The sequence below is a fragment of the Streptomyces sp. NPDC000941 genome, assembly GCF_053599555.1.
On record NZ_JBSFMM010000039.1, the window covers coordinates 1 to 22,537 of the forward strand.

Genomic DNA, 22,537 nt, shown 5'->3' on the forward strand with positions numbered 1-22,537 from the left:
CGTGGTGCAGGCGTGCCGCCGTCCCGCGTTTCCGCAGGACAATGGGGGCTACCCGGGCTACTGGGCGCTCCCGGTGGGGCGCACCACGATCTCGTTCACGTCGACCTCGGCGGGCCGGCTGACCGCGAAGGCGATGGCATCCGCGACCGCCGACGCGGGGATGGCCACCGCGCGATATGCCTTCATCGCCTCGCGGGCCTCCGGGTCGGAGATCGAATCGGCGAGTTCGGACTCGGTGACGCCCGGGGACACCACGCTGACCCGGATGTCGGTGGCCGACTCCTGGCGCAGCCCCTCGGAGAGCGCGCGTACGGCGAACTTGGTCGCGCAGTACACGGCGGCGGTGGGCGACACCTCGTACGCGCCGACCGAGGCGACGTTCACGAAGTGCCCGCCGCGCTGTTGCCGCATCACCGGCAGGGCGGCCGCGATGCCGTACAGCACACCGCGGATGTTCACATCGATCATGCGATCCCACTCGTCGACCTTCAGCGCCCCGAGCGGCGAGAGCGGCATCACCCCGGCGTTGTTGACCATCACGTCCACCCGTCCCCAGCGCTCAACGGCGGTGGCGACGAAGTCCCGCATATCGGCGGCGTCCGTGACGTCCAGCGACCGGCAGGCGGCGCTGCCGCCCTCGGCGGTGATGTCCTGGACCAGCGCCTCCAGGCGGTCGACGCGCCGCGCGCCGAGGAGGACGTGGTGGCCGTCGGCGGCCAGGCGGCGGGCGGTGGCCTCCCCGATGCCGCTGCTCGCTCCGGTGACCAGGACGACCTTGTTGGCATTCCCAGCGGTGTCCGTCATGTGTTTTCTCCGTAAATCCTCAGGTGGAACACTTCCGTCACGCCGAGTCTGAGCAGGTCAGCGGCCGTCAACCAGGACAGGCGCTGCCTGGGTGCGGCACACCCGGGCAGCCCGCTGAGCCGCCGCCTAGGCTGGACACATGGCTGACAACCACCTGGGAGACTTTCTGCGTACGCGGCGCGCGGCCCTGCGGCCCGAGGACATCGGCATGGCAAGCCACGGGGTGCGCAGGGTCGCCGGGCTGCGCCGTGAGGAGGTCGCGGTCCTGGCCGGGATGAACGTCGACTACTACACGCGGCTGGAACAGGGCCGTGAGCGCCATCCCTCGTCCCAGGTGCTCGACGCCCTCGGCCGCGCCCTGCGCCTCGATCGGGACGCCCGGGCCCATCTGCACCGAGTGGCCGGGGTGGCGCCGGGCCTACGGCCCTCCGCCACCGCCGCCACCGTGTCCCCGGCGCTGCGCCAGCTGATGGACGGCTACCCGAACACCCCGGCGTTCGTGATCAACCGCACCATGGACATCCTCGCCGCCAACGCCCTGACCGACGCCCTGTACGCCCCGTTCGCAGCGGCGGACAATCTGGTCCGCATGGCCTTCCTGGACCCCGTGGCGCGTGGCTTCTACCCGGACTGGGACTGGACGGCCCAGGCCACCGTGGCCAATCTGCGCGAGGCGACCGGCTTTGACGCGGACGATCCGCGGCTGCGCGAGCTCGTCGCCACCCTCACCGAGCACAGCGCGGAGTTCACCCGCCTCTGGAACACGCACAGCGTGCGCGGCAAGACTCGGGAGCCCAAGCGTTTCCTGCAGCCGGACGTCGGCCCGATCACCCTCACCTACCAGGCCTTCGACGTACGTGACGCCCCCGGCCAGCAGCTCATCATCTACCACGCCGAACCGGGCAGCCCCAGCGCCGAGGCCCTGGGCCTCCTCGGCTCCGTCCACGCCACCCGGCGCCACCATGGTCGTTAGGGTTGCGGAGCATGACACTGACAGCAATAGCCCTGGTCGTTATGGTCATCGCGGTGTTGGGGTCGGCCGTCGAGCGCAAGATCGACAAGCTGAACCGCAGGACCGCGCAGTTGACCCGTAAGGTCGATCTGATACTCGAGCACCTGGGTCTCGAGGAACCCCAGCCGGAGCTGGCGCCGGTGCGGGCCCACCTCGTGGAGGGGAAGAAGCTCCACGCCATCAAGGCCTACCGGGAGATCACCGGGGCGGATCTGAAGGAGGCCAAGGAGGCGGTCGAACGCGTGGAGTGACGCGCCTCCGCGACCCGTCAGCCTGTCGACCCGTCAGCCCGTCAGCTCGTCAGCCGCGCTCGCGCTCGTGGTACGTACGCCGGGTGTGTTCGGTGTGGGCGCGCATGACGTCCGTGGCGCGGCGCTCGTCCTGGGCGGAGATGGCCGCGATCAGCTCGCGGTGTTCGATCCAGGACTGCTTGCCGCGCTGGCGGGCCACCGGGGTGTAGTACCAGCGGACCCGGCGGTCCACCTGGGCGGCCAGCTCGGCCAGGACCGCGTTTCCCGCGAGCTCCATCACCTTGGCGTGGAACTCCGCGTTGGCCGCGACCGCGCCGTCCACGTCGTCGGCGAGCACCGCGCGCTCGCCCTTGACGCACAGCTCCTCCAGCGCCTCGACCCCGGACGGCCCGGCGTGCGCGGCGGCCAGACGGGCGGCCTCGGCCTCCAGGAGGGTGCGGACCGTGAGGAGTTGGTCGGCCTCCTCCTCGGTGGGCTCGTGGACGAACGCGCCCTGGGCGGGGCGCAGATCAACCCAGCCCTCCGTGTTCAGCCGCTGCAGCGCCTCGCGCACCGGCTGGCGGGAGACTCCGAGGTGGCCGGCGAGCTCGCTCTCGACCAGGTGCTGGCCGGGGCGCAGGGCGCGGGTGGTGATCAGCTCGAGCAGCGCCTCGTAGACGCGCTCGCGGAGCGGCCCCGGTCGCTCCAGCTTCGGCACCGCGCCCTGCGGTAGTCCTCTGGACAGCATCGGGCCCCCTGTCGATTGGTTATTGTCTACAGTTTACCCATACTGTCCACGCACTGACCGCCTGACATCTGGTCAGGAGGTGGCCGAATTACTTAGAGTCGCGGCCATGCCCTCCACTCCCCGCCTCGCCTTCCTCGACCGCTCCCGCACCCTCGCACCGCCGGGCTGGAGCCGCTGGCTGGTTCCGCCCGCCGCGCTGTCCGTCCATCTCGCCATCGGCCAGGCGTACGCCTGGAGCGTGTTCAAGCCTCCGCTTGAGTCCTCGCTCGACCTGTCGGGAACGGCGAGCGCGCTCCCCTTCCAGCTGGGCATCGTGATGCTGGGCCTCTCCGCGGCCTTCGGCGGCACCCTGGTCGAGCGCAACGGCCCGCGCTGGGCGATGTTCGTATCGCTGGTCTGCTTCTCCTCCGGCTTCCTCGTCGCCGCGCTGGGCGCCGCCACCCGCCAGTACTGGCTGGTGGTGCTGGGCTACGGCTTCATCGGCGGCATCGGCCTCGGCATCGGGTACATCTCGCCGGTCTCGACGCTGATGAAGTGGTTCCCCGACCGACCAGGGATGGCCACCGGCATCGCCATCATGGGCTTCGGCGGCGGCGCGCTCATCGCCTCGCCCTGGTCGACCCGGCTGCTGGACGCGTTCGGCGAGGACAGCTCCGGCATCGCATCCACCTTCCTGGTGCACGGGCTCACGTACGGGGCGTTCATGGCGCTCGGCGTACTGCTGGTGCGGGTGCCGCCGGACGGCTGGCGGCCGACCGGCTGGGAGCCGTCGAGCACACCCGGCCGCCTGGTCAGCACCGCCCATGTCTCCGCCCGCAACGCCATCCGCACCCCGCAATTCTGGTGCCTGTGGGTCGTGCTGTGCATGAACGTCACGGCCGGCATCGGCATCCTGGAGAAGGCCGCGCCGATGATCACGGACTACTTCGCGGACACCTCGGCCTCCGTCACCACCTCAGCGGCCGCGGGCTTCGTGGCGCTGCTGTCGGCCGCGAACATGACGGGTCGGCTGCTGTGGTCGTCGACCTCCGACCTGCTCGGCCGCAAGAACATGTACCGGATCTACCTGGGCGTGGGCGCGCTGATGTATCTGGCGCTCGCGCAGCTCGGGGACTCCTCCAAGCCGCTGTTCGTGGTCTGCGCGCTGGTGATCCTGTCCTTCTACGGCGGCGGGTTCGCGACCGTACCGGCGTATCTGAAGGACCTGTTCGGCACCTACCAGGTGGGCGCGATCCACGGGCGGCTGCTGACGGCCTGGTCGCTGGCCGGGGTCCTCGGCCCGTTCATCGTCAACAAGGTCGCCGACCACCAGAAGGAGGCCGGACACTCCGGCCCCGGCCTCTACTCGCTCTCCATGTCCATCATGATCGGCCTGCTCGTCATCGGCTTCGTGGCCAACGAGCTGATCCGGCCGGTCGATCCGCGCTTCCACGAGCCCGCCGCAGAGCCGGCCGAGCAAGCCGCCGCGCAACCCGCCGAGAAGCCCGCCGAGAAGGGAACGGACCGATGAGGAACCGCACGGTGCTGACCGTGGCCGTCTGGGCCTGGGTGGTCCTCCCGTTCGGCTACGGGGTCTACGAGCTCGTACGCAAGGCCACCCAGCTCTTCACCGGCTGAGCCCGAATGGGCCGGGGCGGTACGTTCCGATGCGTCACTTGGGAAGGTCCCAGACACGCATCCGGCCGTCCCGGCCAGCCGTGAGCAGGACAGGTCGGTTGCGTACCTCCGTCATGCGAACGGCGAACACCTCTCCTTCCTGCTCGGTGACCGGGGCCCCGAGAAGGCGGCGTCCCTCCAGGTCCCACAGACACACCACGCCGTTCTTCGCGCCGGTCACCGCGATGGGCCGGCCGTTCAGGACGCCGACATCCATGCACTTGATGCCTTCCTCGTCCAGGTCGACCTCATCGTCCGAGAACTCAAGGCAGTCACTCCAGGTGCCGGTGCCGGCGTCACCCAGCAGCACCGATGTGCCACCTGCCGCCACCACGCGCATCCGGCCGTCGACGGGGATCAGACCGACCCCGCCGGCCGGGACGGGAGCATCGTCGAACTGGACGACGGGCGTCATGTCGTCGACATCCCACACCATCACACAAGCGTCTCCACCACTGGAGATCACCACTGGGCGGCCCTCAAGCGTTCCGGAAGCGAGCCCGCCGATGCTGTCGCGATGCCAGCACACGTCGATGGGCTCGGCCAGATAGTTGATCGTGAACCGGCCCTCGTCCTCATCCTCGTCCTTGGTGAGGGAGTCACGCTGGGACGGATCCCACAGCCGCACCGGAGAACCCACACTGCTGTCGCCGGCGATGAACAAGGGCCGGCCGTGCAGTTCCATGGTCGAGGTCCGCGCCACCCCTCCGTGTTCGTCGCGTGCGTAGGTCAGCACCGCACCCGTTCGCAGATCCCATTGGGCGAAGGGCTGCCGGTACCCGCCGCCGCCGACCGCGATCCGTCCGTCGAGGACCACGGCACCGATCGAGAGCAGGCAGTCCAGCTGCATATCGTCTTCGTTCGGCCCGCACGGGTTGTCCAGCGGGTGGGCGGTCCAACGGTCATCGACGGGATCCCAGGAGAACGCGTCCTGGCCGGAGAAGTCGGCGCAGACCACCAGGGGTTGTCCGTCGATGAGTACGACGTCGAAGTCCTGGATCGGCTTGTCGGAGATGATCCGGCTGGAGGTGAGGAGAGTGAGAGGCTGCACGCTCAGAACCTATCGATGACCCACACGGCTGTGTGACCCTTCCCTAACAACCTCGGCAGGCATACTGTATTCAATATCCTGTCGACATGCTCGCGTTGCCGACGATGTGTGAGCCGTCATGCCGTCATAAGGAGCCCGTCGTGGCCCGTAACCGCAACCGACAGCCCAGGCGCTACCCCCGCCTCAGCCACCCGCTCGTACGGGACCCCGCGAGCGGCGAACTGCGCCGCGCCACCTGGGCGGAGGCCCTCGACCGGGCCGCCGCCGGGTTCACCGCCGCCACCGGGGCGTACGGGCCCGACGCGTTCGGGATGTTCTCCTGCGCCCGCGCCACCAACGAAATGAACTACGTGGCCCAGAAGTTCGCGCGCGTGGTCATGGGCACCAACAACGTGGACTCGTGCAACCGCACCTGCCACGCGCCCAGCGTCGCGGGCCTGTCGGCGGTCTTCGGCTCCGGGGGCGGCACCTCCTCGTACGCCGAGGTCGAGGACACCGATCTGATCGTGATGTGGGGCTCCAACGCCCGCTTCGCGCACCCCATCTTCTTCCAGCACGTACTCAAGGGCATCCACAACGGCGCCCGGATGTACGCCGTCGATCCGCGCCGCACCTCCACCGCCGAATGGGCGGAGAGCTGGCTCGGGCTCAACGTCGGCACCGACATTCCGCTCGCCCACGCCGTCGGCCGCGAGATCATCCATTCCGGGCTCGCCAACCACGCCTTCATCGACCGCGCCACCAGCGGCTTCACGGAGTACGTGGCCGAGGTCGAGCCCTGGACCCTGTCCGTCGCCGAGAAGGTCACCGGGGTGCCGGCAGCCGCGATCCGCGACCTCGCGCGACGCTACGCCACCGCCGAACGCGCCCAGCTGTGCTGGACACTGGGCATCACCGAACACCACAACGGCACGGACAACGTCCGGGCGCTGATCAATCTGTCCCTGCTGACCGGCCACGTCGGCCGCCACGGCTCCGGGCTGCAGCCGCTGCGCGGGCAGAACAACGTGCAGGGCGGTGGCGACATGGGCGCCATCCCCAACCGGCTGCCCGGCTTCCAGGACATCCTGGACCCGGCGAGCCGGGGGAAGTTCGAGGCGGCGTGGGACGTGGTCATCCAGCCGCGCTACGGGCTCAATCTCACCGAGATGTTCGAGGCGATGGAGGAGGGCCGGCTGCGCGCGGTCTACTGCGTCGGCGAGAACCCGGCCCAGTCCGAGGCCGACAGCGAGCAGGCCATCCGGCGGCTCCGGGCCCTGGACCACCTGGTGGTCCAGGACATCTTCCTGACCAAGACCGCCGAACTGGCCGATGTCGTGCTGCCCGCCACCGCCGCCTGGTGCGAGACGGACGGCACGACCACCAACAGCGAGCGGCGGGTGCAGCGGGTGCGCAAGGCGGTCGAACCGCCGGGCGAGGCGCGCGAGGACATCGACATCATCTGCGAACTGGCCCGGCGGCTCGGCCGCGACTGGAAGTTCACGGATGCCGAGGAGGTGTGGAACGAGCTGCGCTCCGTCTCCCCCGACCACTTCGGGATGACGTACGAACGGCTCGAGGAACACCACGGCATCCAGTGGCCCTGCCCCAGCACCGAGCGGCTGGAGCCCAGCTATCTGCACGGGCGGCTGTGGGCGGCGGACCCGGCGCGGCGCGGTCCGCGTGCCCCCTTCGGACCGGTCAAGCACGACCCGCCGGTCGATCTGACCGACGAGCGCTACCCCATCCGGCTCACCACGGGGCGGCGCCTCGACTCGTACAACACCGGGGTGCAGAGCGGCAGTTTCGCCTCCCCGCTGCGGCGCGGCGAGTACATCGAGCTGTGCCCGGAGGACGCGGACCGCTACGGGGTGGTGGCCGAGGAGGAGGTGCGCGTGGCGTCGCGGCGCGGCGCGGTGGTGGCGCCGGTGTGGATCGACCCGGGGCTGCGGCCGGGGCTGGCGTTCATGACCATGCACTTCCCCGACGAGGTCGACACCAACGCGCTGACCATCGAGGCGAATTGCCCGATCGCCGGGACGGCCGAGTTCAAGGCGTCGGCCATCCGGATCGAAAAGCTTCCCGTGCCCGCCGATGTCGCCGATGTGAGGAGCTGAGCGTGGATCTGCACTTCGGTGACAGCAAGCCGACGGACGAGGAGCGGGCCGCCGTCGACGCGCTGCTCGGCCCGCCCGAGTCCGCCTGGGAGGGCGCCGACGACCGTACGGACACCGATCTGCGCTGGGCGCGCGGCGGGCGGGCGGCGCGCGAGCGGCGGGACCTGCTGCTGCCGGGGCTGCACGCGATCAACGACCGCGTGGGCTGGATCAGCGAGGGCGCGCTGAACTATCTGTGCCGCCGGCTGACCGTGCCGCCCGCCGAGGGCTATGGCGTGGCGACCTTCTACGCGATGTTCTCGGTCCGCCCCCGCCCGGCCACCGTCGTCCACGTCTGTACGGACCTGGCCTGCGCGGCCCGCGGGTCGGCGGAGGTGTGCGCGGGGCTGGAGCGCGACCTGGGGGCGGCGGGGTCGGCCCGGGCGGACGGTGTGGTCTGGCAGCCGAGCCCGTGTCTCGGCCTGTGCGAGCGCGCCCCGGCGGCGCTGGCCATCCGCGCGGGCGTACCCGCTGACTCCTCTGGGGCCACAGCAGCACCAACGACCGCCTCCGGGCCCGCCGCCACCGCCGTCATCGCCCCCGCCACCCCCGCCACCGTCGCCGAGGCCGCCCGCGCGGTGGCGGACGCACCGGCCGAGCCGCCCGCCGTGGCCGCCGTACCGCAGGCCGGGACCGGGGCCGGGGCCGGGACCGGGAGCGAGGCCCAGGGGCTGCGGCTGCTGCGCAGGGTCGGGGTCGTGGACCCGGCGAGTGTGGACGACTACCGCGCCCACGGCGGCTACGCCGCCCTGCGCCGGGCCTTCGCGCTCGGGCCCGCCGGGGTGATCCGCGAGGTGAGCGACGCGGGTCTGGTGGGGCGGGGCGGGGCCGCGTTCCCGACCGGGCGTAAGTGGGACGCCACCGCCCGGCAGCCCGACCACCCGCACTATCTGGTGTGCAACGCGGATGAAAGCGAGCCGGGGACGTTCAAGGACCGGGTGCTGATGGAGGGCGACCCGTACGCGCTCATCGAGGCCATGACCATCGCCGGCTACGCGATCGGCGCCCACCACGGCTATCTCTACCTCCGCGGTGAGTACCCGCGCGCCCTCGCCCGCCTCGAGCACGCCATCGGCCAGGCGCGCGCCCGCGGCCTCCTCGGCCCGGACGTGCTGGGCCAGGGCTTCGCGTTCGACATCGAGATCCGGCGCGGCGCGGGGGCGTACATCTGCGGCGAGGAGACCGCGATCTTCAATTCGATCGAGGGGCGGCGCGGCGAGCCGCGCAGCAAGCCGCCGTTCCCCGTCGAGAAGGGCCTGTTCGGCAAGCCGACCGCGGTCAACAACGTCGAGACGCTGGTCAACGTCCTGCCGATCCTGACCGAGGGCGCCGCGGCTTATGCGCGCGTCGGCACCGAAACCTCCACCGGCACCAAACTTTTCTGCGTCTCCGGCGCCGTGGACCGCCCAGGGGTCTACGAGCTGCCGTTCGGCGCCACGCTCCGCGAGCTGCTGGACCTCGCCGGGCCGCCGCCCGCCCTGCGCACGGTGCTGCTCGGCGGCGCGGCGGGCGGCTTCGTACGCCCCGATGAGCTGGACGTTCGGCTCACCTTCGAGGGCACCCGGGCCGCGGGCACCACGCTGGGCTCGGGGGTGGTGCTGGTCCTGGACGAGAGCGTGGAACTGCCGCGCATCCTGCTGCGCATCGCGGAGTTCTTCCGCGACGAGTCCTGCGGGCAGTGCGTGCCCTGCCGGGTGGGCACGGTGCGGCAGGAGGAGGCGCTGCACCGGATCAAGGACCGTACGGGGGCGGCCGCGGCCGGCGATATCGCGCTGCTGCGCGAGGTCGGGCAGGCGATGCGGGACGCCTCGATCTGCGGTCTGGGCCAGACCGCCTGGAACGCCGTCGAATCCGCCATCGACCGGCTCGGCGTCTTTGAGCCCCCTCGACCGTCCGCCGGGAAGGAAGCCTCCGTATGACCGCCGTCCCGCTTCAGCCGCCGCGCCGCCTGGTCGACTTCACACTCGACGGGGAGCCGGTGCGCGCCCCCGAGGGGTCCACGCTCCTGGACGCGTGCCGCGCCTCGGGCAAGGACGTCCCGACCCTGTGCCAGGGCGACACGCTCACCCCCAAGAACGCCTGCCGGGTGTGTGTGGTGGAGGTCGAGGGCGCGCGGACCCTCGCCCCGGCCTGCTCACGCCGTGTGGAGCCGGGCATGGAGGTGCGTACGGACACCGACCGGGCCCGGCACGGCCGCAAGGTGGTCCTGGAGCTGCTGGCGTCCTCCACAGACCTGTCGACGACGCCGCGCGCCGCCGAGTGGATCGAGGAGTACGGGGCCGAGCCGGGCCGCTTCGGGCCGGACGCCGCCCGGATGGACGAGCAGCCGAAGGTCGACAACGACCTCTATGTCCGCGACTACGACAAGTGCATCCTCTGCTACAAGTGCGTGGACGCGTGTGGTGAGCAGTGGCAGAACACCTTCGCCATCGCGGTCGCGGGCCGCGGTTTCGACGCCCGTATCTCCGCCGAGCACGACGCCCCGCTGACCGACTCGGCCTGTGTCTACTGCGGCAACTGCATCGAGGTGTGCCCGACCGGCGCGCTCAGCTTCAAATCGGAGTTCGACATGCGGGCGGCCGGGACCTGGGACGAGTCGGCGCAGACCGAGACCACGACCGTATGCGCCTACTGCGGCGTCGGCTGCAACCTCACACTCCATGTGCAGGACAATGAGATCGTGAAGGTCACCTCGCCACACGACAATCCGGTGACCCACGGCAATCTCTGCATCAAGGGTCGCTTCGGCTACCAGCACGTACAGAACCTGGACTGACGGGACTGATCGAAATGGGACGGGTCACCGAGCGCCGCCGCGTCATCCGCATCCGGGACGGCGCGGTGAGCACGCGCCCGGACACTCTCGTCGCCGAGGAGCCCCTGGAGATCCGGCTGAACGGAAAGCCGCTGGCGATCACCATGCGCACACCGGGCGACGACTTCGCGCTCGCCGCCGGTTTCCTGGTGAGCGAGGGGGTCCTGGGGCGGGCGGACGAGCTGGCGAACATCGTCTACTGCGCGGGGGCGACGGCGGACGGCTCCAATACGTACAACGTGGTGGACGTGAAGCTGGCGCCCGGCGTGCCCGTTCCGGACATCACCCTGGAGCGCAACGTCTACACGACCTCGTCGTGCGGGCTGTGTGGCAAGGCCAGCCTGGACGCGGTGCGCACCACGGCGCGCTGGCCGGTGGGCGACGACGGATGCGCCCCGGTACGGATCGAGCCGGAGACGCTGGCCTCCCTCCCCGACCGGCTCCGCGCCGCGCAGCGCGTCTTCGACCGGACCGGCGGGCTGCACGCGGCGGCGCTCTTCACCCCGGAGGGGGAGCTGCTGGACGTACGCGAGGACGTGGGCCGGCACAACGCGGTGGACAAGCTGGTCGGGCGGGCGCTGCAGCAGGGGCTGCTGCCGCTGTCCGGGGCCGTGCTGCTGGTCTCCGGCCGGGCCTCGTTCGAGCTCGCGCAGAAGGCGGTCATGGCGGGGATTCCGGTCCTCGCGGCCGTCTCGGCGCCCTCGTCGCTGGCCGTGGACCTGGCCGCCGAGACCGGGCTGACGCTGGTCGGCTTTCTGCGCGGCGCCTCCATGAACGTGTACGCGGGCGAGCACCGGCTTGCCCTGCGGACAGCGGCCGGCAGGACCTGACACCGGTCTGCCCGCTGCACGGGATGACGGACCGGCCGGTGAGGAGCGCCCCCTGCGCCGGCCGGCCCTTCTCCCGACGCCCAGCCCTCTGACTCCTGGCCCTCCGGTGGCCGAACCGGCCTTTTATTGACTGATCGTTCTTATTGAGTCTAGAGTCTGCACCGTGGCCAGGACCAAGGAATTCGACCCCGACGCGGCACTCCAGTCGGCGCTTGAGCTGTTCTGGCAGCGCGGCTACGAGGCGACCTCGATGGCCGACCTCGTCGAACATCTCGGCATCGGCCGCGCCAGCATCTACGCGACCTTCGGTAACAAGCACGAGCTGTATCTGAAGGCCCTGGACCGGTACGCCGAGACTCGCGACCCGCGCCTGGTGAGCGACCTGTCCCAGCCGGGCCCCGCACTGCCCGCGGTACGGGCGCTGGTGCGCGGCTTCGCCGCCGAGGCCGCCTCCCCTGAGCTGCGCCGCCGCGGCTGCTTCATCACCAACAGCGCGGCGGAACTGGCCCCGCACGACCCCGTGGTGGCCCGGCGGGTCGAGATCAGCTGGGAGCACATCGAGACCCCGCTGTACGCCGCGCTGGTCCGCGCCCAGGCCCAGGGCGAACTGCCCGAGGACCGCGATCCGCGGGCGCTGGCCCGCATGCTGTTCGTACTGATGCAGGGGCTGCGGGTGGTCGGCAAGGCCTCTCAGGACCCGGCCAAGGTCCGGGACGCGGCCGAGCAGGCGCTGGCCATGCTGGACTGAGCCACACCTCGTACGCACACCGGAGCCGTTCGGGCGGCTCCTGTACATGCCCTTATAACGAACCGTTCGGTCAAGAAATCTGGTCAGGAAATCGGGGGACCATGACCGCCGAAACCAGCAACGAGCCAAACGCCACGGCCGGCACTGTCCGGCGGGCCCAACAGGCCCGGCAGGCCAGGCAGGCCGGCCCGCGCGGCGCCTTCGTCCTGCTCGGCAGCGTCCAGGCCACGCTGATCTTCACGCTCGCCGCGATCTCCGTACCGCTTCCCCGCATCGGGCGGGAATTCGGCCTCCAGCGCTCGGACCTGATCCTGCTGAGCGCAGCCTATGGGCTCACCTTCGCCGGGCTGCTGCTCTTCGGCGGGCGGCTGGCCGACCGGTACGGCGGGCGGCGGGCGCTCACCGCCGGGCTCGCGCTCCTCGCCGCCGCCTCGGCCGCCGCCCCGCTCGCCCCCGGCTTCGAGGCCCTGCTCGCGGCGCGGTTCGCACAGGGCGCGGGGGCGGCGCTGAGCGCGCCCGCCGCCATGGCCGTGCTGCGCGCCGTCTTCCCCTCCCCCGCCGCGTACGGCAGGGCGATGGCGACCTGGGGCGGTCTTTCGGTGCTCGGCGCGACCGCGGGCAATCTGCTCTCCGGCGTCATCTCGACCCTGCTGTCCTGGCGCTGGAACTTCGCCGTACCGCTCCTGGTGGCCGGCGCGGCCCTCGCCCTCGCGCCGCGGCTGCTTCCGGACACCACGCCGAGCGGGGGAAGAGCGCTCGACCTCCCGGGTGCCTTCCTCGCCACCTGCGGCATCACCCTGGCCAGTTACGGGCTCGTGGTCACCGACGCCCACCCCTGGTCGTCGGCCGACGTACTGGTGCCGCTGCCTGCGGGGGCCGTGCTGCTCGCCGCGTTCTGGGGCGTCGAGCGCCGCGCCCGCGATCCGCTGCTGCCACCCCGCTTTCTGCTCGACCGGCGGCGGGCGCTCGCGCTCTCGGCGATCGCGCTGACCGCCTGCGGGACCGCGATGACCTTTGTGGTCCTCTCGCTCCACCTCCAGCAGGAGCGCGACTGGCCGGCGCTGCGCACCTCGGCCGCCTTCGTGCCGTTCGCCGTCGCGCTGCTCGTCTCGGGGCGGGCGGCGGGGCCGCTCATCCGGCGCTACGGGGCCCGGGCCGTGACCGCCGCCGGGCTCGGCGTGGGCGGCGCGGGGCTCGTGCTGCTCGCGCTCGGCGGGCTCGACGCGGGCATGCCGTACGCGTACGGGCTGCTGCCGGGCCTTGTGCTGCTGCCGCTCGGTACGGCGGCCTCCTTCGCGGGCGCCGCGGTGCTGGCCACCGACGGTGTGCCGTCGGGGCAGGCCGGGCTCGCGGGCGGCGTGATGAACACGGCGATGGAGTTCGGCCCGACCGTCCTGTTCGCCGTCCTGCTCACGCTCGGCGGCGACGCCTCGTCCCTGGCCGCGGCGGGGGCCGCGCTGGCTGCGTTCGCCGCCCTCACCGCGCTGAGCGGGCGCAGCGGACCACGGCCGTCCTGAGCCACCTGCCGCCTCCTCGACCGCCCATCACCTATCACCCGTCACCACCCACCCATCTCTCAAGGAGACACCCATGAACCGCTTCCCCGGCAAGACCGCTCTCGTCACCGGCGCGGGCTCCGGACTCGGCCGCGCGATCGCGCTCGCCTTCGCCGCCGAAGGCGTGTCCGTGGTCGCCGCGGGGCGCACCGCGGCCACGCTGGACGAGACCGTCGGGCTGATCGAGGCCGCCGGCGGGAAGGCCGCCGCGGCCGTGGCCGATGTCACCGACTCCGGGCAGCTCCACGCGCTCGTCCAGGAGACCGTCACCCGGTTCGGCGGGCTGGACATCGCGGTGAACAACGCCGGGATCCTGCGCGGCGTGGGGCCCGTAGGCGAGGTGAGCGAGGAGGACTGGGACGCGGTGCAGCGGACCAATGTCACCGGCGTCTGGCTGGCCATGAAGCACGAGATCGCGCACATGAAGGACCACGGCGGTGGCGCCATCGTCAACATCGCCTCCAACCTGGGCGCACACCTCCGGATCCCCAACCTCGCCGCGTACCTCACCTCGAAGGCGGCGGTGTCCGCGCTCACCCGCGCCGCCGCCCTCGACCACATCCACCAGGGCATCCGCATCAACGCGGTCAGCCCGGGGGCCGCCGCCACCTCGATGTCGCTGCGGCCCGGCGAGACGGAGGCCGGGCGGGCCGAGCGGATGAAGCGGGACACCCCGCTGGGCCGGCTCGCGGAGACCGAGGAGGTCGCGGCCGCGGTGCTCTACCTCGCCTCGCCCGCGGCCGGCGCGGTGGTCGGCACGGACCTGGTCATCGACAGCGGGTCTTCGGCCTGACGGTCCGTCGGGGTAGGGCTGGCCATACCCGAGGAGTAGGGCTGGCGTGACCTCGGGACTAGGGCTGGTGTGATGGTCCCGGCACCACCGCCTCCGGGAGGGTGGTGAGCATGAAGGAAACCGCCATGACACCCTCCGTCCCGACGTCCGCGCACAAACTCCGATGGGGCCAACTCCGCTCGAGGAAGCTCAGGTTGAGGGGCATGGCCGCGGCCGCGGCGCTCGCCGTGGTCGCGGCCGGCGGCGTCGCGGCGGTGCCGGCCGCGGCGTCCCCCTATGCACCGACCGCCGCCTCGCCCGGCCAGGACGAGTTGCGTGACGAAGTGGCCAGGACCCTCCGGGAGGCCGGGTACATCGGCATGTCCGTGGAGGTGCGCGACGGCAGCCGACGGATCCTGGCCCGCGCCGGCGAGGCCGAGCTGCACACCGGCCGCCCGGTTCCGTACGGTGCGAACTTCCGGGCCGCCAGCGTCACCAAGACCTTCGTGGCCACGGTCGTGCTGCAACTGGCCGCAGAGGGGCGTCTGTCGCTGGACGACAGCGTCGACAGCTGGCTGCCGGGCCTGGTGTCGGGCCATGGCAACGACGGCAGCCGCATCACCATCCGGAATCTGCTCCAGCACACCAGCGGCATCTACAACTACGGCCTGGAGGAAGACCTGGGGGACACGGCAGAGGACTTCGAGCGGACGAAGCTCTACCACGTCGATCCGGAGCAGAGCATCGCCGGAGCGATGCGGCACAGCCCCGACTTCCCGCCCGCCGACCCGGACGACCCGGCGCCGAAGTGGAACTACTCGAACCCCAACTACATGCTCGCCGGCCTGATCATCAAGAAGGCCACCGGGCGGCCCTGGGCCGATGAGGTGCGCGACCGCATCATCCGGCCGCTGGGGCTGAAGGACACCTACGAGCCCGGCGACGACCCGTATCTGAAGCAGCCGTACGCCCATAACTACCACCGCTTCCCCGGCTCCGACCGGTGGACCGACACCACGGTTCGGAATATCTCGTGGGCCGATGCCGCCGGGTCGCTGGTGACCAGCCAGCGGGACCTGGACCGGTTCTTCACGGCCCTGCTGGGCGGTCACCTCCTGCCCGCCGCGCAGCTCGCCGAGATGCGTCGCACGGTCCCCGTGGGCCCCGACTTCGAGATGGCGTTCCCCGGGCTGCGGTACGGGCTCGGGCTGATGCGGCAGCCGCTGAGCTGCGGCGGCTACCGCTGGGGCCATGGCGGCGACCTCGAAGGCGGCACGGTGCGGACGGCGTTCAGCGCGGACGGGCGGCGCTCGGTGGTGATCAGCGCCAGCGGGACCACCTCGGACGACGAGCGGTTGCTCAGGGCCGAGAGGGCCGTACAGGCGCTTCTGGACCGGGTGATGTGCGGTGAGGTGGTGCGCCGGTGAGCGCGGTGCGGCGGCGCGTGGCCGCGTCCCTGGCCGCCCTGGCGGCCGTCGCCGCTCTGGTGGCGGCAGCCCCCGCGCCGGGGAAGGGCAGCTCCCCGGGGTGGGGCAGCGCGGAGGTGTTACGGCGCGACACGGCGGCGGTCCACCAGGCGGGGGCGATCGGGGTGGCGGCCGTACTGGACACCCCGTCCGGCACCGCCACGGCCGGGGCGGGAGAGGCAGATCTGCGTACCGGCGCCCCCATGCGCTCCGACGCCCACTACCGCGCGGGCAGCACGGTGAAGACCTTGGTGGCCACCGTCGCGCTGCAGCTGGTCGGCGAGGGGCGGCTGGCGCTGGACGACACGGTGGACAGATGGCTGCCCGGCGTCGTCAGCGGCCACGGCAACGACGGCCGCCGCATCACGGTCCGGCAGCTGCTCCAGCACACCAGCGGGCTGCGCGGCTATACGAGCATCCCCGAAGTGTTCCCCGCGGGCTACTCCGCCCGGGGCTACTACGAGAACCGCTTCCGCCACTACACCGCCGGGGAGCTGGTGGCCGCCGCGGTGGGCCATCCCCCGAATTCCGAGCCCGGGGCGGCCTACCGCTACTCCAACACCAACTATGTCGTCATAGGAATGATCATCGAGAGGGTGACCGGACACCCCTGGCGCTCGGAGGTCCGCGACCGGGTCATCCGCCCGCTGGGGCTGACCGGGACGTCCCTGCCGGGCGACCAGCCGTATCTGCCCGCGCCGTACGCACACGGGTACCACACCTACGCGGAGGACGGGCGCCGCGTCGACACCACGGTCTTCAACTCCACGGCGGCCGACGCGTCCGGCGATCTGGTCACCACCCCGATGGACGTCAACCGCTTCTTCGGCGCGCTCCTCACCGGGCGGCTGCTGCGCCCCGCCGAACTCGCCGAGATGCGGCGGACCGTCCCGATACCCGACGAGCCGGGGCGCCGCGCCGGTCTCGGCCTGGAGACGACCCCGCTGAGCTGCGGCGGCTTCTACTGGCACCACGGCGGCAACGCCCTCGGCTACTCCAGCGAGAACGGCGTCACCACCGACGGGCGCCGCGCGGTGACCGTGTCGACCAACAGCTTCGACGAGTCCGATACGGGGCGGCAGGAACAGGCCGACCGGGCGGTGAAGGCGCTGATAGATCACGCGCTGTGCGGGCGCGACGGGTAAACTCTGACATCCATGAGAAGCCTGCTGGGCAATGTCCGGCGGCGGTGTGACGAGGGGACATGGCATGCGCATCGGTGAACTGGCCCGGCGCACTGGGGTGAACGAGCGGCTGCTGCGCTACTACGAGCAGCAGAGCCTGCTCCAGCCGGAGCGCCTGCCCAGCGGCTACCGCGTCTACGGCGAGGCCGATGTGGCCGTGGTGCACCGCATTCGCTCGCTGCTCGCCGCCGGGCTGTCGACCGCGACGATCTCGCAGATCCTGCCGTGTCTGCGGGACGACGGCGAGGACCTGGTGCCCACCTGCACCGAGCTGATCGCACAGCTGCAGGACGAACGGGCGCGGATGACGTCGGCCATCGAGGAGCTGGAGACCTCGCGTTCGCTGCTGGACATGGTGATCACGGCCGGTCTGGCAACGGCGGGCTAAGACTTATCCCGTATGTGTGTACGGGGGCGGCCGGTGTGCGGTCGTGTCGTTCCGGCGTGGGCCTTGGGCCGCTGAGGTGCGGGTCGGGTCTCATCCGGGGTTGCCACGGTGCAGGGTCCGGCGTTTCGCCGAGCAGAGGCCGTCCGTTGCCGGGGAAGGGTATTCCCATGGGGATCGGCTGCCGCGCGGGTCCGGCCCGAGGGCGCGGACTTCGGTGCGGTTGACTCGGTCAGGGCTTCTTGCAGCCCTTGGGCGAAGAGGATCTGGGCGGTGCGGGCGCGGGTGTGGTCCAGGCGGGCGGTGGTCGGGTCGTCGGGGTCGGTGAGGGTGGTGAAGGTGGCCAGGGCGGCGGAGACCAGGTCGCGGTCGCCCTTCAGCCCGCAGCCGCCTTCGGCCGGGTCGCAGTGATGGGTGCGCTGGCGCAGGGACTTGGGTACGCGTCGGCCGCACAGGCAGTGCTGGGACAGGGCGGTGGCGAAGGTCGAGGCGCGCAGGAGTCGTCCGCCGGTGGCGGTGCACTCGGCGGCGAGTCGGGTGATCAGCCGTCCTGGGGTGGTGACGGAGCAGGCGCGGCCCCACAGGCGGAACCAGGTACGAATGTCGCAGTCCTCGACAGTCAGGTTCGGGCCGTGAGCGGCGACCACAGCAGCGGCGATCTTCCTCGCGCGGTGGTGGGACGCCTCGGCCGCGCTCGCAGCCGCAGCACTGTGGCGGGCCCGCAGACTGCGGTAGCCGGTGCTCACCGTGTCGCGACGGTAGGCCTGTCGGGGTCTTCCGGTCGTGGTGGTGCGCCGGGGTCCGGCGGGGACGGTGACGGCCTTCGGGGGCAGACCTGCTGCCTGTCGGCGTTCGTCGCGGGCCTTCTGACGCCGGGAGCGCTGGTACTGCTGGGAGTTGGAGGCGCGCCGCGAACGGTCAAGAGCGCGCTGGCGCCCCCGGGCCTTCTTGCGCCCTGCGGCCAGGGCGTCTTGCTCCTGCTCGGTCAGGGTGATCCGGGAGGAGCACACGCCGCCGTCATCGGGGTTGAGCGTGGCGGGCAGGGAGACGACGGCGAGGTTGGAGACGTTGCCGTCCACCCCTCCGATGCGCTGTAAGGCGGCGGCCTGCCGGCGCCGGGTACGGGTGGCGGGGGAGGCGTAACCGGGGGCCAGGATCATCAGATGGGCCTCGTAAGCCCAGCCGCCTGGGGCGGCCGGATCCCGCCGCCGCACGAGGTCGATCTTGTGCCACCGGCTCGGGTCGTTCAGGTAGTACAGCAGATAGGGCCAGCGTCCCGCACCCTGCGCAAGCCGCACCGGCAAGAGGATCTCCCCACCTCCGGTGGGCCCTCCGGCGAAGACGACGGTCAGCGGCCCGGTGTGGTCGAACCAGGTCGCCGCCCTGTTGCGACCGCGTCCCCGGGCATCGGTCGTCCCCGTGGGGACGCGCCCGGTGGGCCGGGCGGGGACAGGCATGCGGCGCGGCTGGGCCAGCACCCGCATGCCCGGCATAAGCCCCGCGGCCTGAGCGGGGGTGGCGGCCGATGTGGGTAGCGCGGGGTGCCGGAAGGTGTCCAGGTGGCCGGCGAGGGTGCCGTGCAGGCGGAAGGTCTCCCACTTGCGGTCGGTGGTGTGCGAGCGGGCCCGGCCCGGGATGCGGGTGTACTCCCACCAGGTCCCGGCCTTGGGACGCCCGGCCCGCCGCCCTGACGCGTCCGGGTGCAGGTGCCGGGCCACGCCGGCCCATACCTCGTCGGCCTGGTGCATCACCAACGCCTTCGATACATGATCGCTCAACCAGCCTGAGCGCTCCAGATGCCGATACGCGCGCCGCTCCAGCCCGGTGCGGGACAGGCCCAGCTCGGCCCGCCACGCCTTCACGTCCCGCTCGCGCCGCACCTCACCGGCCCAGTAGGCATCCACCACATCCCGCGCATCACGCTGCAGCGCGCGTTTGACCTGCCACATCGCCGAAAACAACTGCTCCACCCTGCGGCGGACATCCACATCGCCGACCACCAGCGGCAGCCGGATCACCGACACCGGCGCATCCTTCGCCCGCCGCCACACCTCACCCCGGTTCGGCCCCCGAAACCGCCGCCCCTCCCCAGGAGCAGGAGCAGGAGCAGCCGGTGATCGACCCGCCACGCTCTCTCCCCTCCTCTCCCGGACCAGCGTCAGGCATAACGTCATGAAGTCTGTTCGGGTTACGGTCAATTGTATGGAACCCTGCCTTGCTGCCTGCCGTTCAGCCCAGTTGAAGGCGTGGGCGGGGCTGTCCGGGCCGCAGTTGCACACTCTGATCACCCGTTTGTGACGCCGCCCGGACAGCGTGGGCGGCCGGCCCTGGTCACTGGCCTTCGGCGACCGGGTGCTGCTGGTCGTCCTGGGCTACCGCACCAACCTCACCATGGAGCAACTGGCCGCGCTGTTCGCCACCACGGACTCCACCGTGCACCGGGTGCCGACCTCGCGCCGCACCTCGCCGCCCTGCTCGGCCCGCCGCCCACCGACCGGCAGGAGCTGTGGCTGGTGGACGGCACCCTTATTCGGGTGCACGACCAGCAGAAGACGAAGAAGTCGAAGAACTACCGGCGCAGCGTGAACGTGCAGATCGTCTGCCGGGCCCACGACCGCCGTATCGTCGCGGTCGGTGACGCCTGGCCGGGCAACCGCAACGATGTGGTGGTCTTCCGGGAGACCCTCGGCAAGCCCCTGCCCGATCATCCCCACCTGTCAGGCGACGGGGGTTATCAAGGGATCGGGCGGATCCGTTCGCCCCGGCGCGGGCCTGACCGGAAGATCATCAAGGACCGGGCCTACCGGCGGTTCCGCAAGCGCCGCGCCGTCGCCGAGCACACCATCGCACGCCTCAAGGACCACCGGATCCTCCGCCAGTGCCGCCGCAAGGAAGAAGGAATCAACCAGGCCGTCGCCAGCATCGCCGCTCTGCACAACCTGAAACTGGAGATCAACGGCTGACCACAAACCGGCACCTGCCCACAGACAAACAGGCCTGACCTGGCATTACGGGATACCTCTTAGGCGGCCCAACCCGCTTGGCTCGCACACGATCTGACGCAGGGTCCTTGTCCGGCGCGGGGGCGAGACGGGACACTGCTCCGGCAGCACTCGATCAGACGTGGGATGTCTTGATGTCGTGATGTCCAGATGCCGCTGAAAGGGCAGGTCGGTGACGATGGCGTCAGATCTTCGCGCTACACATGAGCGGTCCAGACCATGGCGGCGCCGCGTGTCGGCTCTCCTCGCCGCCGCGGCGCTGGCCCTGATCCCGATTCCGGTACGGGCCGCGGAAGCGGAGTCGTCCGCCTCCGCGCCCCGTGCCGACTTCGAGCAGCAGGTCCTCTTCAAGTCTTCCCAGGACAGCGGATACTCGTGCTTCCGGATCCCGGCCATTGTGAAGTCCAAGGACGGCACGCTGCTGGCCTTCGCCGAGGGGCGGAAGGACAACTGCGGCGACGCCGGCGATATCGACCTGGTCCTCAAACGCTCCACGGACGGCGGCCGCACCTGGGGACCGCTCCAGGTGATCAACGAGGGCGCGGGCGACACCCACGGCAACCCGGCGCCCATCGTGGACCAGCGCACCGGCCGCATCGTGCTCGCCAGTACGTACAACACCGGGCGTGACGACGCGGGGAGCTGTGAGGTGCCCTGTGACCGGACCCCGCACCTCCAGTACAGTGACGACGACGGCGCGACCTGGTCCGCCCCGCGCGATCTGAGCGATTCGCTGCTGCCCGCCTCGTGGAACTCCTGGTACGCCACCGGGCCCGTGCACGGCATCCAGCTGCAGCATGGCCGGCACCGGGGGCGGCTGCTCTTCACCGTCAACACCGAGAGCCACGACGGCACCCGGATCACGGCCAACCACGCGGCGCTGGCCTACAGCGACGACGGCGGCGGCACCTGGCGCATCGGCGCGGTGGACAGCTGGCCGGTCGCGGCGGACGGCACCTTCCGCCAGAAGCCCTCCGAGATGACGCTGGTGGAGCGCGAGGACGGCTCGGTCTACGTCAACGGGCGCGAACAGGACGGCACGGACCTCGGCCACCGCGACTTCGCCGTCAGCAAGGACGGCGGCGAGAGCTTCACCAAGCCGTTCCGCACCATCCCCGATCTGTACACACCGCAGGTGCAGGGCTCGATCCTCCGGCTGCGGAGCGAGGACCGGGACGACTACAGCCGACTGCTGTTCGCCGCGCCCGCCGACCCCGACCGGCGCCGCACCATGATGATCCGCTCCTCCTGGAACGAGGGTCGCAGCTGGGACGGCGTCGACCGCGGCAAGGTCGTGACCACCGACTGGTCCGGCTACTCGGACATGGTCGCCATCTCGCATGACGAAGTGGGTCTTATGTACGAGGGCGGCGCCGTCGACGCCCGTGACGAGATCCGCTTCGCCCGCTTCACCGAGGACTGGCTCGGCCCGCGCCGCGGCCCCGATCCGACCACCTCCGACCGGGCGCCCGACGCCCGCCCGGCCACTGTGCTCGGCGGCCCGGCCCGGGCCGAGGGGCGGTTCGGACGGGGGCTGTCGTTCGACGGTACGGACGACGCGGTGCACATCCCCTTCCGGCCCTCGCTGCCGCTGGGCACCCGCGACTTCACGGTGAGTCTGTGGTTCCGCTACACCGCCACCTCGGGCCAGCAGCCGTTCCTGTGGATGGGCGGCATCGGCAACAAACAGCCGCAGGTGTGGCTGCGCGGTGAGCCGTCCAGCGGCCGGGTACGGGCGCTGATCACCACGGTCAACGGCCCCGCCACCTTCACCAGCGCCTCGGTGAGCACCGACTCCGCATACAACGACGGGCAGTGGCACCATGCCGCGCTGACCCGCGCCGGGGGCCGGCTGACCCTGACCGTGGACGGGGGCACGGCGTTCTCCACCGCCGATGTGCCCGGGCCGGTCACCCGCACCTCGCCGTTCGGCATCCATGTCGGCGAGGCCGTCGACAGCCGCTCGCATCTGACGGGCGATCTGGACGAGCTACGGGTGTGGGCGCGTGCGCTGTCGGACACCGAGCTGCGGCAGGTCCGTGAATTCAACGCCACGCCGGCCGACGGGCACGGCAAGGATCCCGCCGCGCTCGTACGGCTTCCTTTGGACCGCGTCCGCCCCGCCGACGACTAGTCCCTGAGG

At 71.4% G+C, this 22,537-nt stretch carries 21 protein-coding genes; 17 read left to right on the forward strand and 4 right to left on the reverse strand.

Annotated elements, in window-relative coordinates; genetic code table 11:
• Positions 1–57: 57 nt before the first annotated feature.
• On the reverse strand, positions 58–804 hold the full coding sequence (locus ACWDSL_RS15155) for an SDR family oxidoreductase (RefSeq protein WP_450485406.1): 747 nt from the start codon (positions 802–804) through the stop codon (positions 58–60).
• 139 nt (positions 805–943) lie between these two features.
• Here ACWDSL_RS15155 and ACWDSL_RS15160 point away from each other — a divergent pair, with 139 nt between their 5' ends.
• Both ACWDSL_RS15160 and ACWDSL_RS15165 read left to right on the forward strand, forming a co-directional pair.
• Positions 944–1,777, forward strand: a complete 834-nt coding sequence (locus ACWDSL_RS15160; protein ID WP_450485408.1) for a helix-turn-helix transcriptional regulator — start codon at positions 944–946, stop codon at positions 1,775–1,777.
• A gap of 11 nt (positions 1,778–1,788) precedes the next feature.
• Positions 1,789–2,067 (forward strand): ribosomal protein L7/L12, encoded by a 279-nt coding sequence (locus ACWDSL_RS15165; protein WP_450485410.1) that lies wholly within the window; start codon positions 1,789–1,791, stop codon positions 2,065–2,067.
• A 49-nt stretch (positions 2,068–2,116) separates the two neighbouring features.
• Here ACWDSL_RS15165 and ACWDSL_RS15170 read toward each other — a convergent pair whose 3' ends face one another.
• The gene (locus ACWDSL_RS15170) at positions 2,117–2,794 is read right to left on the reverse strand and encodes a GntR family transcriptional regulator (RefSeq protein WP_385618409.1); all 678 of its coding nucleotides are present in this window, start codon (positions 2,792–2,794) and stop codon (positions 2,117–2,119) included.
• Positions 2,795–2,900: 106 nt separating this feature from the next.
• On the opposite strand from ACWDSL_RS15170, the gene ACWDSL_RS15175 reads away from it, so the two are divergent.
• Entirely contained in the window at positions 2,901–4,304 is a 1,404-nt protein-coding gene (locus ACWDSL_RS15175) for an L-lactate MFS transporter (protein WP_450485413.1), read from the forward strand.
• The gene (locus tag ACWDSL_RS15180; RefSeq protein ID WP_450485415.1) at positions 4,301–4,411 is read left to right on the forward strand and encodes an MFS transporter small subunit; all 111 of its coding nucleotides are present in this window, start codon (positions 4,301–4,303) and stop codon (positions 4,409–4,411) included. Before ACWDSL_RS15175 ends, ACWDSL_RS15180 begins: the two co-directional genes overlap by 4 nt.
• A 34-nt stretch (positions 4,412–4,445) precedes the next feature.
• On the opposite strand, the gene ACWDSL_RS15185 is transcribed toward ACWDSL_RS15180, so the two are convergent.
• Complete coding sequence (locus ACWDSL_RS15185) at positions 4,446–5,501, reverse strand: WD40 repeat domain-containing protein (RefSeq protein WP_450485416.1); 1,056 nt, start codon at positions 5,499–5,501, stop codon at positions 4,446–4,448.
• 104 nt (positions 5,502–5,605) lie between these two features.
• Between ACWDSL_RS15185 and ACWDSL_RS15190 the strand changes: the two genes are divergently transcribed.
• The 10 genes from ACWDSL_RS15190 to ACWDSL_RS15235 all read left to right on the forward strand — a co-directional run bounded on the left by ACWDSL_RS15190 (position 5,606) and on the right by ACWDSL_RS15235 (position 17,395).
• Positions 5,606–7,597: a molybdopterin oxidoreductase family protein gene (locus ACWDSL_RS15190; RefSeq protein ID WP_450485503.1), complete on the forward strand. Its 1,992-nt coding sequence runs from the start codon at positions 5,606–5,608 to the stop codon at positions 7,595–7,597.
• 2 nt (positions 7,598–7,599) lie between these two features.
• Positions 7,600–9,555 (forward strand): NAD(P)H-dependent oxidoreductase subunit E, encoded by a 1,956-nt coding sequence (locus tag ACWDSL_RS15195; RefSeq protein ID WP_450485418.1) that lies wholly within the window; start codon positions 7,600–7,602, stop codon positions 9,553–9,555.
• Positions 9,552–10,412 carry a 2Fe-2S iron-sulfur cluster-binding protein gene (locus tag ACWDSL_RS15200; protein ID WP_450485420.1) on the forward strand — a complete coding sequence of 287 codons (861 nt, stop codon included), beginning with the start codon at positions 9,552–9,554 and terminating at the stop codon, positions 10,410–10,412. The genes ACWDSL_RS15195 and ACWDSL_RS15200 overlap by 4 nt, the downstream gene beginning before the upstream one ends.
• Positions 10,413–10,426: 14 nt before the next feature.
• Entirely contained in the window at positions 10,427–11,281 is an 855-nt protein-coding gene (gene fdhD, locus ACWDSL_RS15205) for a formate dehydrogenase accessory sulfurtransferase FdhD (RefSeq protein ID WP_450485422.1), read from the forward strand.
• Between the two features lie 163 nt (positions 11,282–11,444).
• Positions 11,445–12,029 carry a TetR/AcrR family transcriptional regulator gene (locus ACWDSL_RS15210; protein ID WP_450485424.1) on the forward strand — a complete coding sequence of 195 codons (585 nt, stop codon included), beginning with the start codon at positions 11,445–11,447 and terminating at the stop codon, positions 12,027–12,029.
• Positions 12,030–12,130: 101 nt separating this feature from the next.
• A complete protein-coding gene (locus ACWDSL_RS15215; protein ID WP_450485426.1) occupies positions 12,131–13,546 on the forward strand; it encodes an MFS transporter in 1,416 nt (471 codons plus the stop codon).
• Positions 13,547–13,619: 73 nt separating this feature from the next.
• A complete protein-coding gene (locus tag ACWDSL_RS15220; protein ID WP_450485428.1) occupies positions 13,620–14,378 on the forward strand; it encodes an SDR family NAD(P)-dependent oxidoreductase in 759 nt (252 codons plus the stop codon).
• A gap of 203 nt (positions 14,379–14,581) precedes the next feature.
• Entirely contained in the window at positions 14,582–15,784 is a 1,203-nt protein-coding gene (locus ACWDSL_RS15225; RefSeq protein ID WP_450485430.1) for a serine hydrolase domain-containing protein, read from the forward strand.
• Positions 15,781–16,968, forward strand: coding sequence for a serine hydrolase domain-containing protein (locus ACWDSL_RS15230; RefSeq protein ID WP_450485432.1), 1,188 nt, complete (start codon positions 15,781–15,783; stop codon positions 16,966–16,968). The genes ACWDSL_RS15225 and ACWDSL_RS15230 overlap by 4 nt, the downstream gene beginning before the upstream one ends.
• A gap of 64 nt (positions 16,969–17,032) precedes the next feature.
• Complete coding sequence (locus tag ACWDSL_RS15235) at positions 17,033–17,395, forward strand: MerR family transcriptional regulator (RefSeq protein WP_450485434.1); 363 nt, start codon at positions 17,033–17,035, stop codon at positions 17,393–17,395.
• On the opposite strand, the gene ACWDSL_RS15240 is transcribed toward ACWDSL_RS15235, so the two are convergent.
• Complete coding sequence (locus tag ACWDSL_RS15240) at positions 17,392–19,416, reverse strand: transposase (RefSeq protein WP_450485436.1); 2,025 nt, start codon at positions 19,414–19,416, stop codon at positions 17,392–17,394. The genes ACWDSL_RS15235 and ACWDSL_RS15240 overlap by 4 nt on opposite strands.
• A gap of 328 nt (positions 19,417–19,744) precedes the next feature.
• Here ACWDSL_RS15240 and ACWDSL_RS15245 point away from each other — a divergent pair, with 328 nt between their 5' ends.
• The 3 genes from ACWDSL_RS15245 (at position 19,745) to ACWDSL_RS15255 (ending at position 22,528) form a co-directional block, all read left to right on the forward strand.
• Complete coding sequence (locus ACWDSL_RS15245) at positions 19,745–19,978, forward strand: hypothetical protein (protein WP_450485505.1); 234 nt, start codon at positions 19,745–19,747, stop codon at positions 19,976–19,978.
• The gene (locus ACWDSL_RS15250) at positions 19,927–20,355 is read left to right on the forward strand and encodes a transposase (RefSeq protein WP_450485438.1); all 429 of its coding nucleotides are present in this window, start codon (positions 19,927–19,929) and stop codon (positions 20,353–20,355) included. Before ACWDSL_RS15245 ends, ACWDSL_RS15250 begins: the two co-directional genes overlap by 52 nt.
• Before the next feature lie 217 nt (positions 20,356–20,572).
• Positions 20,573–22,528, forward strand: a complete 1,956-nt coding sequence (locus ACWDSL_RS15255; protein ID WP_450485439.1) for an exo-alpha-sialidase — start codon at positions 20,573–20,575, stop codon at positions 22,526–22,528.
• The last annotated feature ends 9 nt before the right edge of the window (positions 22,529–22,537 follow it).

What these genes read in the sequence shown, in the direction of transcription:
- ACWDSL_RS15220 (WP_450485428.1), top strand. Translation starts at nt 13,620, where the DNA reads ATGAACCGCTTCCCCGGCAAGACCGCTCTCGTCACCGGCGCGGGCTCC.
- ACWDSL_RS15215 (WP_450485426.1), top strand. Translation starts at nt 12,131, where the DNA reads ATGACCGCCGAAACCAGCAACGAGCCAAACGCCACGGCCGGCACTGTC.
- ACWDSL_RS15235 (WP_450485434.1), top strand. Translation starts at nt 17,033, where the DNA reads ATGCGCATCGGTGAACTGGCCCGGCGCACTGGGGTGAACGAGCGGCTG.
- ACWDSL_RS15160 (WP_450485408.1), top strand. Translation starts at nt 944, where the DNA reads ATGGCTGACAACCACCTGGGAGACTTTCTGCGTACGCGGCGCGCGGCC.
- ACWDSL_RS15175 (WP_450485413.1), top strand. Translation starts at nt 2,901, where the DNA reads ATGCCCTCCACTCCCCGCCTCGCCTTCCTCGACCGCTCCCGCACCCTC.
- ACWDSL_RS15155 (WP_450485406.1), bottom strand. Translation starts at nt 804, where the DNA reads ATGACGGACACCGCTGGGAATGCCAACAAGGTCGTCCTGGTCACCGGA.
- ACWDSL_RS15200 (WP_450485420.1), top strand. Translation starts at nt 9,552, where the DNA reads ATGACCGCCGTCCCGCTTCAGCCGCCGCGCCGCCTGGTCGACTTCACA.
- ACWDSL_RS15165 (WP_450485410.1), top strand. Translation starts at nt 1,789, where the DNA reads ATGACACTGACAGCAATAGCCCTGGTCGTTATGGTCATCGCGGTGTTG.
- ACWDSL_RS15170 (WP_385618409.1), bottom strand. Translation starts at nt 2,794, where the DNA reads ATGCTGTCCAGAGGACTACCGCAGGGCGCGGTGCCGAAGCTGGAGCGA.
- ACWDSL_RS15255 (WP_450485439.1), top strand. Translation starts at nt 20,573, where the DNA reads ATGGCGTCAGATCTTCGCGCTACACATGAGCGGTCCAGACCATGGCGG.
- ACWDSL_RS15180 (WP_450485415.1), top strand. Translation starts at nt 4,301, where the DNA reads ATGAGGAACCGCACGGTGCTGACCGTGGCCGTCTGGGCCTGGGTGGTC.
- fdhD (WP_450485422.1), top strand. Translation starts at nt 10,427, where the DNA reads ATGGGACGGGTCACCGAGCGCCGCCGCGTCATCCGCATCCGGGACGGC.
- ACWDSL_RS15190 (WP_450485503.1), top strand. Translation starts at nt 5,606, where the DNA reads ATGTGTGAGCCGTCATGCCGTCATAAGGAGCCCGTCGTGGCCCGTAAC.
- ACWDSL_RS15225 (WP_450485430.1), top strand. Translation starts at nt 14,582, where the DNA reads ATGGCCGCGGCCGCGGCGCTCGCCGTGGTCGCGGCCGGCGGCGTCGCG.